Source organism: Frankia sp. CeTa3Moorea, from assembly GCF_978021225.1.
In genome coordinates this window covers 1-14,456 of record NZ_CDXDOR010000133.1, presented here as the reverse complement: position 1 = coordinate 14,456, position 14,456 = coordinate 1, and the positions used below count along the sequence as shown (strand labels likewise).

13 protein-coding genes, 3 tRNA genes and 1 pseudogene are annotated in these 14,456 nt (G+C 68.8%); 8 read left to right on the top strand and 9 right to left on the bottom strand.

Going from position 1 to position 14,456, the window contains the following annotated elements:
• Positions 1-135 precede the first annotated feature (135 nt).
• Complete coding sequence (locus AC08OV_RS19235; RefSeq protein ID WP_462203597.1) at positions 136-1,344, top strand: pyridoxal phosphate-dependent aminotransferase; 1,209 nt, start codon at positions 136-138, stop codon at positions 1,342-1,344.
• Between the two features lie 46 nt (positions 1,345-1,390).
• Here AC08OV_RS19235 and AC08OV_RS19230 read toward each other — a convergent pair whose 3' ends face one another.
• The 5 genes from AC08OV_RS19230 to AC08OV_RS19210 all read right to left on the bottom strand — a co-directional run bounded on the left by AC08OV_RS19230 (position 1,391) and on the right by AC08OV_RS19210 (position 3,141).
• Positions 1,391-1,819, bottom strand: a complete 429-nt coding sequence (locus AC08OV_RS19230) for a MaoC family dehydratase (RefSeq protein WP_462185741.1) — start codon at positions 1,817-1,819, stop codon at positions 1,391-1,393.
• A 110-nt stretch (positions 1,820-1,929) separates the two neighbouring features.
• Positions 1,930-2,391, bottom strand: a complete 462-nt coding sequence (locus AC08OV_RS19225; RefSeq protein WP_476604487.1) for an FAS1-like dehydratase domain-containing protein — start codon at positions 2,389-2,391, stop codon at positions 1,930-1,932.
• 238 nt (positions 2,392-2,629) lie between these two features.
• A complete protein-coding gene (rpmG, locus tag AC08OV_RS19220; RefSeq protein WP_009740545.1) occupies positions 2,630-2,794 on the bottom strand; it encodes a 50S ribosomal protein L33 in 165 nt (54 codons plus the stop codon).
• Between the two features lie 94 nt (positions 2,795-2,888).
• A tRNA-Met gene (locus AC08OV_RS19215) sits at positions 2,889-2,965 on the bottom strand.
• A gap of 100 nt (positions 2,966-3,065) precedes the next feature.
• A tRNA-Thr gene (locus tag AC08OV_RS19210) sits at positions 3,066-3,141 on the bottom strand.
• Between the two features lie 402 nt (positions 3,142-3,543).
• Here AC08OV_RS19210 and AC08OV_RS19205 point away from each other — a divergent pair.
• Together AC08OV_RS19205 and AC08OV_RS19200 are read left to right on the top strand one after the other, a co-directional pair.
• Positions 3,544-5,049: a GH25 family lysozyme gene (locus AC08OV_RS19205; protein WP_476615740.1), complete on the top strand. Its 1,506-nt coding sequence runs from the start codon at positions 3,544-3,546 to the stop codon at positions 5,047-5,049.
• Between the two features lie 178 nt (positions 5,050-5,227).
• Positions 5,228-5,785: a DUF7144 family membrane protein gene (locus AC08OV_RS19200; protein ID WP_476615741.1), complete on the top strand. Its 558-nt coding sequence runs from the start codon at positions 5,228-5,230 to the stop codon at positions 5,783-5,785.
• Positions 5,786-5,799: 14 nt separating this feature from the next.
• Here AC08OV_RS19200 and AC08OV_RS19195 read toward each other — a convergent pair whose 3' ends face one another.
• Positions 5,800-6,252 (bottom strand): gamma-glutamylcyclotransferase family protein, encoded by a 453-nt coding sequence (locus tag AC08OV_RS19195; protein WP_462185671.1) that lies wholly within the window; start codon positions 6,250-6,252, stop codon positions 5,800-5,802.
• A 139-nt stretch (positions 6,253-6,391) separates the two neighbouring features.
• On the opposite strand from AC08OV_RS19195, the gene pyrE reads away from it, so the two are divergent.
• Positions 6,392-6,925 carry an orotate phosphoribosyltransferase gene (gene pyrE, locus AC08OV_RS19190; RefSeq protein ID WP_476615742.1) on the top strand — a complete coding sequence of 178 codons (534 nt, stop codon included), beginning with the start codon at positions 6,392-6,394 and terminating at the stop codon, positions 6,923-6,925.
• 110 nt (positions 6,926-7,035) lie between these two features.
• Here pyrE and AC08OV_RS19185 read toward each other — a convergent pair.
• Positions 7,036-7,120, bottom strand: a tRNA-Tyr gene (locus tag AC08OV_RS19185).
• 186 nt (positions 7,121-7,306) lie between these two features.
• On the opposite strand from AC08OV_RS19185, the gene AC08OV_RS19180 reads away from it, so the two are divergent.
• Entirely contained in the window at positions 7,307-7,795 is a 489-nt protein-coding gene (locus AC08OV_RS19180; RefSeq protein WP_476615743.1) for a YajQ family cyclic di-GMP-binding protein, read from the top strand.
• Positions 7,796-8,022: 227 nt separating this feature from the next.
• On the opposite strand, the gene htpX is transcribed toward AC08OV_RS19180, so the two are convergent.
• Both htpX and AC08OV_RS19170 read right to left on the bottom strand, forming a co-directional pair.
• On the bottom strand, positions 8,023-8,895 hold the full coding sequence (htpX, locus tag AC08OV_RS19175) for a zinc metalloprotease HtpX (RefSeq protein ID WP_476620057.1): 873 nt from the start codon (positions 8,893-8,895) through the stop codon (positions 8,023-8,025).
• A gap of 40 nt (positions 8,896-8,935) precedes the next feature.
• On the bottom strand, positions 8,936-10,033 hold the full coding sequence (locus tag AC08OV_RS19170) for a Rossmann-like and DUF2520 domain-containing protein (protein ID WP_476615469.1): 1,098 nt from the start codon (positions 10,031-10,033) through the stop codon (positions 8,936-8,938).
• A 561-nt stretch (positions 10,034-10,594) separates the two neighbouring features.
• Here AC08OV_RS19170 and AC08OV_RS19165 point away from each other — a divergent pair.
• The 3 genes and pseudogenes from AC08OV_RS19165 to AC08OV_RS19155 form a co-directional block, all read left to right on the top strand.
• A complete protein-coding gene (locus AC08OV_RS19165; RefSeq protein ID WP_476615468.1) occupies positions 10,595-12,481 on the top strand; it encodes a 2-oxoacid:acceptor oxidoreductase subunit alpha in 1,887 nt (628 codons plus the stop codon).
• Positions 12,478-13,539 carry a 2-oxoacid:ferredoxin oxidoreductase subunit beta gene (locus AC08OV_RS19160; RefSeq protein WP_462203830.1) on the top strand — a complete coding sequence of 354 codons (1,062 nt, stop codon included), beginning with the start codon at positions 12,478-12,480 and terminating at the stop codon, positions 13,537-13,539. Before AC08OV_RS19165 ends, AC08OV_RS19160 begins: the two co-directional genes overlap by 4 nt.
• Before the next feature lie 494 nt (positions 13,540-14,033).
• A pseudogene (locus AC08OV_RS19155) lies at positions 14,034-14,456 on the top strand (hypothetical protein); the annotation flags it as partial.

Below are 14,456 nucleotides of genomic sequence, written 5' to 3'. Positions count from 1 at the left end.
GCGGGGGCTGGCAGCCTGTCACGGAGGTTCGAACGGATGCGGCCGGACGGGCCGGAGGACCGTTGCCGGAGGGTCCGGACGGATCCCGCGGTACGTCCGACGTGCATCCGACACACATGTGACAGCCGTGGCAGCATGGCGGCCATGAGCAGGATCTCGCACCGCATCGGGGGGATCGCACCCTCCGCAACGCTCGCCGTCGACGCCACCGCCAAGGCGATGCGCGCCGCGGGCCGCGACGTGATCGGGTTCGGCGCCGGGGAACCGGACTTCCCGACCCCGGACCACATCGTCGCCGCCGCCGAGAAGGCATGCCGTGAGCCCCGCATGCACCGCTACAGCCCGGCCGCGGGCCTGCCGGAGCTGAAGCAGGCCATCGCCGAGAAGACCGCCCGAGACTCGGGGGTGATCGTCTCACCGAGCCAGGTCCTGGTGACCAACGGCGGCAAGCAGGCTGTCTACGCGGCGTTCGCGACGCTGCTCGACCCGGGGGACGAGGTGCTCCTGCCCGCCCCATACTGGACGACCTACCCGGAGTCGATCCGGCTGGCCGGGGGTGTCCCGGTCGACGTCGTCACCGGTCCGGAAGCCGGGTACCGGGTGACGGTGGAACAACTGGAGGCGGCACGCACCCCGCGGACCAAGGTTCTGCTGTTCAACTCCCCGTCGAACCCGACCGGCGCCGTCCACACCCCCGAGGAGATCCGCGCGATCGGGCGGTGGGCCGAGCAGGCCGGGATCTGGGTCATCAGCGACGAGATCTACGAGCATCTGGTCTACGGCGAGACGAGGTTCGCCTCCGTCCTCGCCGAGGTACCCGAGCTCGCCGAACGCTGCATCATCGTCAACGGGGTCGCGAAGACCTACGCGATGACGGGATGGCGGGTCGGGTGGCTGATCGGGCCGGCGGACGCCGTGGCCGCCGCGACCAACCTCCAGTCCCACGCGACATCGAACGTCTCGAACGTCGCCCAGGCCGCCGCGCTCGCCGCGGTCGCCGGCCCGCTGGACGCGGTCGCCAAGATGCGTACCGCCTTCGACCGCCGCCGGCAGACGATGCACCGTCTGCTGTCGCAAACCCCCGGGATCCGCTGCCCACTGCCCGACGGGGCGTTCTACTGCTATCCGTCGGTGCAGGACGTGCTCGGACGCACCCTGCGCGGCCGTACCCCCACCACGTCCGCGGATCTGTGCCAGCTGATCCTTGAGGAGGCCGGGGTCGCGATCGTGCCGGGTGAGGCCTTCGGGACTCCCGGCTTCGCTCGGCTGTCCTACGCGCTGAGCGACGACGATCTCGTTAAAGGAGTCAGCCGCCTCTCCGCCCTGCTTGCCGAGGCGGCCTGAGGCCGCCGGGCGGCCCGGCGGCCAGTCCCCCGCCGCGCGGCAGGCCTCAGCGCAGCCGGACGGTCGCCCGGGCCGCCATCAAGACCTTTTTGCCGTCGCATCGGGTGGTGAGATTCACCACTACCAGGTTGTCGTCGAGCTTCTTCTCGACCACGCCACGCACGGACACCGTCGCGCCGACGCCATCGTCGGGAACGATCACCGGGGAGGAGAACTTCACCCCGAACTCGACCACGGCGCCCGGGTCCCCAAGCCAGTCCGTGACCAGCCGCGCGGCCGTAGCCATGGTCAGCATGCCGTGCGCCAGCACTCCCGGCAGGCCGGCCTCGGCGGCCGCCCGATCGCTCCAGTGAATGGGGTTGAAGTCGCCGGATGCACCGGCATACCGGACAAGATCATCCCGGCGCAACGGGAAAAGCCGCTCCGGCAGCTCGGTGCCGACCTCGACGTCGTCGTAGCTCACCGTGGCAGTCATCGTTCTCCAGATCGTGAGGACGCCCGGGGTCGCCCGGAACGTGCGCAACGCGCGGTCGCCGGAGCCGAGCGGGGCCGGCGGGACTGCCAGCAACCCTGTCGGCAAAGGTGTCATCGGTGCCTCGGCGGAGCCGTCCCGCGCGAGACCAGCCCACACACGCCGGTGGCGACCTGCTCTCCGTAGATCGTGGCGAACTGGTAGTTGACGACGAGCACCTCGTTGGTCCCCACGGACCGGATGCCGGTCAGGGTCGAGGTGCAGATCAGCTCGTCGCCGGCCACCACCGGCCGAAGCAACACGAAACGTTCCTCGCCGTGGACGACCAGGGAGAAGTCGAGGCCGAGCTCCGGATCGTCGGTGGGCACCCCGAGGGTTCCGGGGATCACTGTGATGAGGAACGTGGGTGGGGCCACGAGATCGGGATAACCAGCGGCCTTCACGGCCTCCAGATCGTGGTACAGCGGGTTGTCGTCCCCGATCGCTTCGGCGAACCTCCGGATGTGCTCGCGCCCGACCTGGAACGGGACGGAGGAGACCGAGCTTCGTCCCACGAAGTCCTGATTGAGCGGCATCGCAACTCCGATCGCGCCATCAGCGGGATGACCAGGGTGTCTCTACGTGGTTACCACATCGCCCGCCACCGGTCGATAATCTGGGCCGGCATGCCAACTAGCCGGCCCAGGACTTCCCTGACCGGCTACCGGGGCGGAACGTAGATAAGTACACGAAGGATTCAGCGACCCCGCCACCCCGCCTGTCCACGTGGGGACAGGCGCCCGGACGCGCCGATGGGCAGCCGCCAAAACGACGTCAGCGCGTCTCGCGGTGCTCCGTGTGCTTGCCGCAGTTCGGGCAGAACTTCTTCAGTTCGAGGCGGTCCGGGTCGTTGCGACGGTTCTTGCGCGTGATGTAGTTCCGGTGCTTACACACCTGACACGCCATTGTGATCTTCGGGCGGACGTCGGTGGCGGCCACGGCGTGATGCCTCTTCCTGAGTCGGTTACTGAACAGGTCGGGCGGCGTGGCGAACCGCGATCCCGCACGGGCTTCGCGGTAGGCCGCACCCTGCTGGTAGCGGTGGCCGGACTTGAACCGGCGACACAGCGATTATGAGCCGCTTGCTCTGCCAGACTGAGCTACACCGCTGGGATGGTCCACCTGGTTGCGGCGGCCCGACCAACATCTTACCCCGCGGGAGGAGCGGCGGACATCCCCCCCGGACACGAACCCACCCGAAGGCGGAACGTGGAGCCCCTTTACGGAATCGAACCGTAGACCTTCTCCTTACCATGGAGACGCTCTGCCGACTGAGCTAAAGGGGCGAGGTCGCGGAGCTCAGATTACACGACGACGGGCGGGGTTGGGCGACCCCCTCACCCGCTTCGCCCCCGAACCCACCGATCCTCCCCGGCGACCGGCGCGAGGGCCACCGTAGGCCACGTCGGCGCTACGCCGGTCGGAAACGACCCCCCCGTCCTGGTCGCCAGATCCGCCCCATGGCACGCCAGTACGCCCGACCCTCACTCCGTTCCATCGAAACATGCGGAGATTGCCGGCGGGAACAACTAGCCGTAGCAACCTACTTGGACGCCACTCACGCTGATAGCTGTAAGTAATCTCTTCGATGCTTAGCGTATGGAGCACCTGTTGGTGCGCCGCTGCCGGCGTAGCCAACTGCCTGGCGAGCCTCCCCAGCATCGCCTCCCGAGCATCGAGGGTTGCCCATGCGTCCTACGCACCGTTCCAGCCGGTATCCGACGACGCGCAAGGTCCGGCCCGGTCCCACCGCCGACGCCACCGTGCCGACGACCACCGCTCTGCCGACCACCGCTCTGCCGACCACCGCCCCCACGCCTGGCCGCCCGGATGAAGAAGGTCACGGCCCTCCGTCGGGGTCGGCGCGGCGGCGGGTCGACACCCGCCAGTCCCCGCTGCCGATCCCCCTCCCCCGGCGGGTGACGAGCATCGCGGCGCTGGCCATCACCGCGGGGGCGTTGACCGCGACCACCGGAGTCGCCCAGAGCGCGGTGCCGTCCCCGACCTGGCCACGGGGGATCGACGTGGCCTCCTGGCAGCATCCCGGCGGCAGCCCCATCGACTGGATCGCAGCGCGCGGCTCCGGCCTGAGCTTTGCGATCATTAAGGCCACCGAAGGAACGAACTACACCAATCCGTACTTTGCCGCGGACCGGGAGGCGGCCGCCAAGGCCGGTCTGGTGGTCGGGGCCTATCACTACGCGCGGCCGGCGCGGCCGATCTCGACCGCGGTGGACCAGGCACAGCGCTTCATCACGGTGAGCGGGCTGACCCGCGCCGCCGGGCAGCTGGCCCCCGTGCTCGACCTCGAGGACGACGGAGGACTCGATCCCGCCGCGCTGGCCGCCTGGACGAGGGCGTTCCTCGAGAAGATCGAGACCGAGACCGGCCGGGCGCCCATCCTCTACACGTACCGCTCGTTCTGGACCAAGAAACTGGCGGACGACCACAGCTTCGCCCGGTATCCGTTCTGGTTCGCCATCTATAACAACAAGGCGACCCCGGGCTGGCTGCCCGGCGGCTGGACGAAGTGGGCGCTGTGGCAGTACACCTCGAGTGGAAATGTCCCGGGGATCATGGGCAACGTCGATCTGAACGTGCTGTGCTGCACGCTGACCGCGCTCGCCGCACAGGCCGACGGCACCCACAGCGAGATCGAGAAGTGGTACGCGACCGCCGGGCTGAGCCGTCTGGCCGTCGGGACGCCCGTCGACAGCGAACTGCCCGCCGGCGGTGGCGGTCGCTGGCAGCGCTACTCCAACGGCCTGGCCTTCTGGTCCGTGGCGACCGGCGTACGGGCCCTGCACGGATCCATCGCGACAAAGTTCCTGGAGCTGGGCGGAACGAACAGCTTCCTGCACCGACCAGTGAGCGGTGTCGAGTACGCCACGGCCTCGGAGACGCTTCAGGCGAGGTTCCAGGGTGGCTGGATCTACTGGCACCCGGCCATCGGCGCGCACGAGGTCCACGGCCGCATCCTGCAGACCTATCTGGGCCTCGGTGGCACGACGTCGAGCCTCGGGCTTCCGATCACCGACGAGTACTCGGTCCCGGGCGGACGGGAGAGCGCCTTCCAGTTCGGCAAGCTCCGCTGGAGCGTGGCGACGAACGCGGTCACGACACTGCCCGCCGGCAAGAGTGGGACCGGCAGAAGTGGCGTGGGTGCGGCGGGTGGCGCCGGCAGCGCTCCCTGATCGTGTCCCGGGCCGGAGAGAACCATCTCCGGCCCGACGGACACGACGATGGGTGACGGCGGTCTACCGTGGGTATCGCACCTACGCGGCGGAGAGGTAGTCGTATGACCACCGAACAACGACGGACCGCACCATGCGGGCAGAGCGATCCGCCGCGAGTACGACCGGGGAGGATGAGATGGCAGGAACACGGGTGGCACGCCCGCTGAACGGATGGCTCACCTTCGCCGCCGTCATCATGTTCATCGTCGGCTTCCACAACCTGATCTACGGCATCGCGTCCCTGCGCGACTACACCGTCGTAGTGAACAACCTCAACGGCGGGGCCAGCGTGATCTACGCCGACACCACCTTCTGGGGCTGGTTGTGGATCGTGGTCGGCGTCGTCGAGATACTGATCGCCTTCGGCATCGCGGCCCGTAACGAGGCCGCCCGCTGGGGAGGTGTCGCAATCGCGGCGATCAACGCCATCGGGCAGCTGGCGTTCCTTGCAGCGTTCCCGGTCTGGTCTGTCGTCATCATCGCGATCGACGTAGTCGTCATCTACGCACTGTGCACCTACGATGCTCCTCGGGCCAGAGCCGGGTACGAGGAGCCGTATCCGAGCGACCGGGCCGGGGTCTCCGCCGGGCATGAGGCCGGAGTCGGTCGCCTCGCCGAGACCGGTGGCACCCGGGTGACCTCCGGGGGTGGCATCCGGCGCGAGGAGGGTCCGCGGCCGCCCACCACCGGCTGAACGGCGGCTCGCGGTCAGGGTGCCGGATCTGCCAGCCCCGCCCGCCAGGTGACGCATCGCAGGGCGTAGTCGGTGAGATGACGGTCAGCGAAGACGCGGGCGTCCCAGTTCTCCGGCATCGCCTCGGCGAGATCGCGCCAAAGGTAGGCCATGGCGGGTAGCCCGTCGGCCAGGACCAGCGGACGGGCTTCGTAGGCCTCGCCTTCGAAGGCATCGAGGATCGCCCGTTCCCGTGGGGCGAGCCCCAAGAGGACGAGGCCGGCGGTGGCCCGATCCGGCCCGTCCGCCTCGGCCGTGGGCACGAGGCCCGGATAGAGCCGGTCACGCAGCCGGGCGGCCCGCCAGCCGGTGACCGTAGCGGGCCCCGCCTGGGGCACGCGTCCGATGAGCGCCCGCACGACCTCGGGGAACAGCAGCGTCCCGTAGACGAACAGCGGGACCGCGCGCTCCGCCTCAGCCGACGACATGAGGCCACGGTAGTGCCCCGGCCGTGGCGGCCCACGAGCCACGGTTTCTGGTCACCAGTCGCCGGTGACTGTTTAACGACCACCGGTGACCATCTGCGGCCGGCATCCCGGCTGGGAACCGGTCCTAGAGTGAGCAGACGTGAACGACAACGCGGCGCTGGCCGCCCAGGTTCGGGCTGCTTCCCATCTGACCGGGACATTCCTGCTCCGGTCGGGTCGGACAAGCACCGAGTACTTCGACAAGTACCTCTTCGAAGCCGACCCGGCGCTGCTCGCCGCGGTGGTGGCCGGACTCACCGAGTTGGTGCCGCCCGGCACGGAGATCCTCGCCGGACTCGAACTCGGCGGAGTGCCCCTCGCGACTCTGCTCTCCCAGCGCACCGGCCTGCCCGCCCGGTTCGTCCGGAAGAAGGCCAAAGAATACGGCACCCGACGCATCGCGGAGGGCGGCGACGTCACCGGACGCCACGTCGTCCTCATCGAGGACGTGGTCACCTCCGGTGGTGCCGTGCTCGACGCGACCCGGGTACTGCGGGATGCCGGAGCGGTCGTGGAACACGTGCTCTGCGTGATCGACCGGCAGGAGGGCGGCCGGGAGAGACTCGCCGAGCTCGGTCTGACGTTGCACCCCGTCCTGACCCGGGCGGACCTGGATGCCGCCGCGAACACCTGACCGCCCGGCGACAAGGAGCATCCGCGACCGCACGCACACAGGCCCAGAGCGATGCCCCGGGCCTGTGGATCCGAGCCTGTACAGAAGCATGATCCCCGGGAACTGCGGGATGGTGGCAGGTGATGGATTCGAACCATCGTAGGCTGAGCCGACGGTTTTACAGACCGCTCCCTTTGGCCGCTCGGGCAACCTGCCGTCGTGGAGGAGCATACCGGTCCCGACGGAGCATCGTGATGCCGCACCACCCCGCCGCAGCCGCCGACGATCGATTACAACGGTGAGTAGCGGCTCACGAGACGAAGGCCGCGCACCACGATCACGCACAGCACCCGACTCCACACGATCCTCACCCACATCGAACCGACCAGGAGGTCCGCACACGTGGCAGATCCATCCTTCGACATCGTCAGCAAAGTTGATGCCCAGGAGATAGACAACGCCGTCAACCAGACGGTCAAGGAAATCCGGACTCGCTTCGACTTCCGTGACACCGGCGCATCCGCGACGCTGTCCGGCGAGTCGATTCTGCTTGTAGCGAACACGGACGAACGGGTCAAGGCGGTGCTCGACGTGCTTCAGGAGAAGTTCGTCAAACGCGGCATTTCCCTCAAGGCCCTGACCTTCGACGAGCCCAAGCCGTCGGGCAAGGAGTTCCGGTTGCCCGTCACCGTTCAGCAGGGCATCGCGGAGGACAAGGCCAAGGCCATCGCCAAAAAGATCCGGACGGATGGCCCGAAAGGGGTACAGGCCCAGATCCAGGGTGATCAGCTACGGGTGACCGGAAAGAAGCGCGATGACCTGCAGCGCGTGATCCAGATGCTCAAAGCCGAGGACTTCGAAGTTCCCCTCCAGTTCGTCAACTACCGCTGACGCGACGGAAAAGCTCGAGGCAGGGCGCACCCCGCCCGATGGGGGTTTCGGGCGGGGTGCTTGCGGCGGAACCTGGGGGGTTTGCTCCGCCGCGGTCCTGGTTGTGAACCGACGCCGTTTCGGCCGGCAGTTCGCGGTTAGCGGTTCAGGGTTAAAGCGTACTCCGAGTACTTCGGGGTGTTGCCGCGGCGACGCGCCGCGGACAACATCGTGGTCATCAGGCCCGGTCACCGATACGGATTCATGCGTGACATCTGTTCGAGACGCGCGATCCGCTCGTTCATGGGTGGATGAGTGGAGAACAGCTTCCCAACCCCCCCACCCCGGAACGGATTTGCAATCATGAGCGCGGCGGCGGGGCCGAGCTTGGAGGTCTGCGGCAGGGGCCGCGCCGCGGTGCCAGCGTCCAGCTTGCGCAACGCGTTCGCCAGCCCGATCGGGTCACCGGTGAGCGTCGCGCCGGACTCGTCGGCCTGGTACTCCCGGGACCGACTGATCGCGAGCTGGATGATCGTCGCCGCGACGGGACCCAGGATCATCAGCAGCAGAAGCTCGAAGATGCCGGGACCGTCCTCATCGTCCCGCCCGCCGAAAATGGCCAGGAACTGAGCCATATTCGCCAGATAGACGATAATGCTGGCAAGGGCACCGGCCACCGAGGCGATCAGGATGTCCCGGTTGTAGACATGGCTGAGCTCGTGACCGAGAACGCCGCGTAGCTCACGATCGTCCATAATCTCCATGATGCCCTCGGTGCAACAGACCGCCGCGTTTCGCGGGTTACGGCCGGTGGCGAAGGCATTGGGCGCCCGGGTCGGACTGAGGTACAGCCGCGGCATGGGCATCCGGGCATTGCGGGCGAGATCCCCGACGATCGCGTAGAGCCGGGGCTGCTCGACCTGCGTCACGGGATAGGCCCGCATGGCCCGCAGGGCTATCCGGTCGGAGAAGAAGTAGGCGAAGCCGTTCATACCGACCGCGAGCACGAGCGCGATGACCAGACCTCCGCGCCCGAACAGCGAACCCACCACGATGATGGCGGCGGACAGCACGCCCAGCAGCAGCGCGGTCTTCAGACCGTTGAAGTGGCGGTGTGGCATGGCGATCAAGTGTCCGTCCTGTCGAACCGGTACACCTGTCTCAACGCGACGGCGCTGGCGGAACGTTCCCGTCGGGCGTGTGGCCACCGTCGCCCCCGGCCCGTACGGCCGCCGGCCCCCGGCGGGCCTTGCCCGCTCGGTCACCGAGCTCGTCCGGGACGGCTTCGCGCAGACGTGCGGCCACGGCCGGGTCGAGCAGCCCGACCCGTTCGAGCTCCTCCGCGGTAAAGATCGCCAATCGTCGGTACACGGCGGCGATCCGTGGATCCAGCCGGTCGAGCGCGGTCAGATGTGCCACGACGGTACCGAGATCACCGCGCCGCACCGGTCCGGTCGACGCCGACCAGCCGTCGGTCAGGGTGTTCGCCAGCGATGCCCGCAACAGCGGACCGAGCGCCGCGGCCGGATCGGGCACGCCCGCCGCGGCCAGCACCTCGCCGGCAGCCGCCACCAGGGTGGTCAGGAAGTTCCCGCCGAGCACGAGAGAGGCGTGGTAAAGATCCCGCCGGTCATCCGCGACGGGCAGAGCGATGCCGCCGACGTCGGTGACCAGGCGGCGGGCCAGCCCCTCGGCCACGGGATCGGCGGTGATCCCGAACGGGACACCGGCGAGGAGAGCGGAGTCCTCGATGATCCCCGGCAGGGTCATGATCGGATGAAGCGCGATACGGGCCGCGCCCACGTCACCGCCGGCCGCCAGGACGCCCAGACCGTGGCGCCCGCTGAGATGCACGAGTGTCCGGCCGGGCCCGACGGCTCCCGCCGCGGCCAGGTCCGTGACGACCGGCCCGATCGCGTCATCGGGCACGGCGACGAGGAGGACCTCGGCCCGCCCAGCGACCTCGGCCGCCCCGCCGACCCACGCGTCCGGGAACAGGTTCACGGCCCTCGATCGGTGCCACGGCGAGCGCACTCCCACGGCCACTACCGGATATCCGGCCGCCGCCAGGGCGAGGCCCAGCGCCGTGCCGGCCCGGCCCGGCCCGACGATTCCCACCTTTTCCCGTGGCCTGGCCTCCCGCGGCCCAGCACTCTCCCGCGGCCCAGCACTCGCGGCCGTGAACGAAGGTGCGCCGTCGGGCCGACCGTCATCCGGACCGCTCGCGGCATCCGACTGCTCGTCCGGGCTATGCGTCATGTCCCGATGCTCCCCGCTTCTGAGCGGGCCGCTTCTGAGCGGGCCGCCCCTGATACCTGACCACCCGCCGACCCCGGCCACCCGCACGGCCACCATGCCCCGACTCCGGGCCTCACCGGACATACAGCCACAAGCCACCAGGAGACTACAATCGGTAACATCTCGGATCAGGCCAGGTCGCCGGCAAGAGCGAGCTCACCGCTCCGGGCGCCCGACACAAAGATCACCCTGTCGATTCCCTGACACGCCAGGCCTCCCCCGAAATTGTGGAAAGCATTACCGGAAGCGCATTGAACCGGATCCGGCCGATCATCTCCATCGGGCGGTACACCCCTTCTGACCAGCGATATCAGGGTCAAGACCCGCCAGCCGGACGATCGCAACGACAAAGACTATATACGTAGAGTTGGCAAACAATCACCATACGGCGCGACAGATACGGAGACCGAGGTCGATCGTCGATCGTCCACGAGGATGGAGCGATCGAACTCGGCGGTACGGTGCGCGCGCATCATTGATACGGCCGGTAGGCTGGAACGGTACCCGAGGAGGTCACTGAAGGTGTCAGAGCAGGTCAGGGAGAGGGAGACCCGCCGGCTCGACCGGGTCGTCGTGCGCTTCGCGGGCGACTCCGGCGACGGTATGCAGCTCACCGGAGAACAGTTCACCAGCGAGACGGCAGCATTCGGCAACGACCTGTCGACGCTTCCGGACTTCCCTGCCGAAATCCGCGCCCCAGCCGGCACGCCGGCCGGCGTGTCCGGCTTCCAGCTACATTTTTCCGATCACGACATTCTCACCCCGGGTGACGCACCGGACGTACTGGTCGCGATGAACCCGGCGGCCCTGAAGGCGAATCTGAAGGACCTGCCGCCTGGGGCCAATCTCATTGTCAACACCGATGCATTCACCGGCAGCAACCTCAAGAAAGCCGGCTATACGACGGATCCACTGGCCGACGGCACACTGGATGCCTACACGGTGCATCGGGTGCCGCTCACCTCGATGACCATCAACGCGGTGCACGCCGCCGAGGGCGTCGGTAGCGGGGTCAACAAGAAGGAGGCCGAACGAGCGAAGAACATGTTCGCCCTGGGCCTCATGAGCTGGCTTTACCACCGGCCGACCGAGAGCACCGTCGGCTTCCTGGAGAAGAAGTTCGCCAAACGGCCCGAGATCGCCGCGGCGAACGTCGCGGCCTTCCGAGCCGGCTTCAACTACGGCGAGACCACCGAGTCCTTCTCGGTCACCTACGAGGTGGCGCCGGCCCGGATGAAGGCCGGTACCTACCGACGGATCACCGGGAACACGGCGCTGTCCTACGGTCTGATCGCCGCCGGCGAGCTGACCGGCCTGCCGGTGTTCCTCGGCTCCTACCCGATCACCCCGGCCTCGGACATCCTGCACGAGCTGAGCCGGCACAAGCGGTTCGGCGTGCGGACCTTCCAGGCCGAGGATGAGATCGCCGGCATCGGCGCCGCGCTCGGCGCCTCCTTCGGCGGGTCGCTCGGCGTGACGACGACCTCCGGCCCGGGTGTCGCGCTCAAGAGCGAGACCATCGGCCTCGCGGTCAGCCTCGAACTGCCGCTCATGATCGTCGACATCCAGCGCGGCGGCCCGTCCACCGGCCTGCCCACCAAGACCGAACAGGCCGATCTGCTCCAGGCGATGTTCGGCCGCAACGGCGAGGCTCCGGTTCCGATCGTCGCGCCGCGCTCCCCGGCGGACTGCTTCAACGCCGCGATCGAGGCCGCCCGCCTGGCTACCAAGTACCGCACGCCGGTGTTCCTGCTCTCCGACGGCTACCTGGCGAACGGCTCGGAGCCGTGGCTGCTGCCGACCCGCTCGGAGCTGCCGGACCTGAGCGTCGCCTTCGCCACCGAGCCGAACCACACCGGGCCGAAGGGGCCGGAGTTCTGGCCCTACCTGCGTGATGCGGAGACCCTCGCCCGGCCGTGGGCGGTCCCCGGCACGCCGGGCCTGGAGCACCGTATCGGCGGCATCGAGAAGTCGGACGGCCAGGGTGCCATCTCCTACGATCCGGCCAACCACGACCGGATGGTGCGGCTGCGCGCGGCGAAGATCGACGGCATCGCGAACGATGTCGCGCCGCTGGAGGTGGAGGACCCGTCCGGGCAGGCCCGGCTACTCGTCCTCGGCTGGGGCTCCACCTACGGCCCGATCGCGGCCGGCTGCCGCCGGGTCCGCGCCAAGGGCATGCACGTCGCTCAGGCACACCTGCGTCATCTCAACCCCTTCCCCGCCAACACCGGGGACATCCTGCGGTCGTACGACAAGGTGCTGATTCCCGAGATGAACCTCGGGCAGCTGCGGACCCTGATCCGGGCCGAGTACCTCGTCGACGCGATCGGCTACAACCAGGTTCGCGGGCTGCCCTTCAAGGCCGCGGAGCTGGCGGGCGTCTTGGAGGACGTGATCAACCAGTGACCGTCACGACGAATCGCAGCGGCATCAGTAACCGGCTGCTCGACTTGGTGCCGGCCGCGCCGGCCCAGCAGAGCCGCAAGGACTTCACCTCCGACCAGGAAGTGCGGTGGTGCCCGGGATGCGGCGACTACGCCATTCTCGCCACCGTCCAGGGCTTCCTGCCTGATCTCGGGGTGGCCCGGGAGAACATCGTCTTCATCTCCGGGATCGGCTGTTCCTCACGGTTCCCGTACTACCTGCAGACGTACGGGATGCACTCCATTCACGGCCGGGCACCGGCGATCGCCACCGGGCTCGCCGCCTCCCGTCCCGACCTGTCGGTCTGGGTCGTCACCGGGGACGGCGACGCCCTGTCGATCGGTGGGAACCACCTGCTGCACGCGCTGCGCCGCAACGTCAACCTGAAGATCCTCATGTTCAACAACCGGATCTACGGACTGACGAAGGGGCAGTACTCCCCCACCTCCGAGATCGGCAAGATCACCAAGTCGACGCCGTTCGGCTCGCTGGACCGGCCGTACAACCCCGTATCGCTGGCGCTGGGGGCGGAGGCCACGTTCGTCGGACGGTCCATCGACTCCGACCGGGCGCACCTGACCTCGGTGCTGCGCGCGGCCGCAGAGCACCCCGGCACCGCCTTCGTGGAGATCTTCCAGAACTGCAACATCTTCAACGACGGCGCCTTCGACGCGCTCAAGGAGCGGACCAGCCGGGACGACGTGACGCTGAAGCTGGCCCACGGCGAGCCCCTTGTCTTCGGCACCGAGGGCGACAAGGCCGTTCGACGGGCGCCGGACGGCAGCCTCGAGGTGGTCCCGGCGGGCAGCCCGGACGTCCTCGTCCACGACGCCTGGGCGGCCGATCCGAGCCAGGCGTTCGCGCTGTCCCGGCTCACCGGCGACTCGCACGGCGTCACCCCGATCGGCATCTTCCGCGACGTCGACGCGCCGACCTACGACGAGGCGTTGAACGCCCAGATCACCGACGCCAAGACCCGCCAGGGCGACGGGGACCTGATGTCGCTGATCGCCGGTGGGGAGACTTGGACCATCGAGTGATCTGAAAACCGTCCGCTGATCTGATCAGCACTCCACAGCCCGTGGCCCGGCCGTTCGCATTCTCCCGGTATCGAACCCGTGGCCATCCCGCGGCGGCTTCCTGTTTTCGGCGAACGTCCGATCCGACACTCCGGCCCCGCGCGCCGCGCCCCGGACGGCCCCGCGCCCCGGACCGCCGGGCAGAGCCCGCAGTACCACAGAACTATGTCATTGATAATGCCGCTTGGCAGCTATCTGCCGGGTAGTGCGCCACTCCGGCACCTTCCGGTAAGGTGACATCGCGCGTGGGGGTGCCGTGTGGCCCGGGGGGGCTCACAACACCGATGCAGCCGGAGGCGCAGTGCGGGTTCATCGAGCCCTATGCCCACGGTCCGTGGCGAGTCCGCGTTCGCCTATGGGCACCATCAGCATGACCGTTCCGATCACGGCCGGTCGCGCCGGGCAACCCCGCGGCTCGGTCGGCGTCGTCGTCCGGACCGCTCCCGGAGGTCGCCGTGGGTAATCATTCGGCCGGTCGGCATTCACGCCAGCGCCAGGAAGTCGCCAGGCAGGCCACCGGCCGCCATTCGGCCGCGGCACCGACGACCTCCACCGCGGCAGCCGCGTCGTTCCCACCGCCGACCCCGCCACGGCCCCCGGTCGCCCCACCCGGCGAGCTCGACACGATCACCGGACCGCTGTCGGTGAGCACCTCCGCCCGCCGGGCCCGGGAGGCCACGGCCAGCCGGGTCGGCGATGCCGCCCAGCGTCGCCGGCCGCTGGACACGCTGTCCCGGACCGGCCGGCCACGGTTCGCCACGACGGCCACGACGGCCGCCGCCGGGGTCCAGGCCGGCGGCACCCTCGGCACCCTCTACGAACCCCTCCACGTTCCCGGGCCCACCTCCCCCACCGGGAACCACCGGCCCGCCGACATC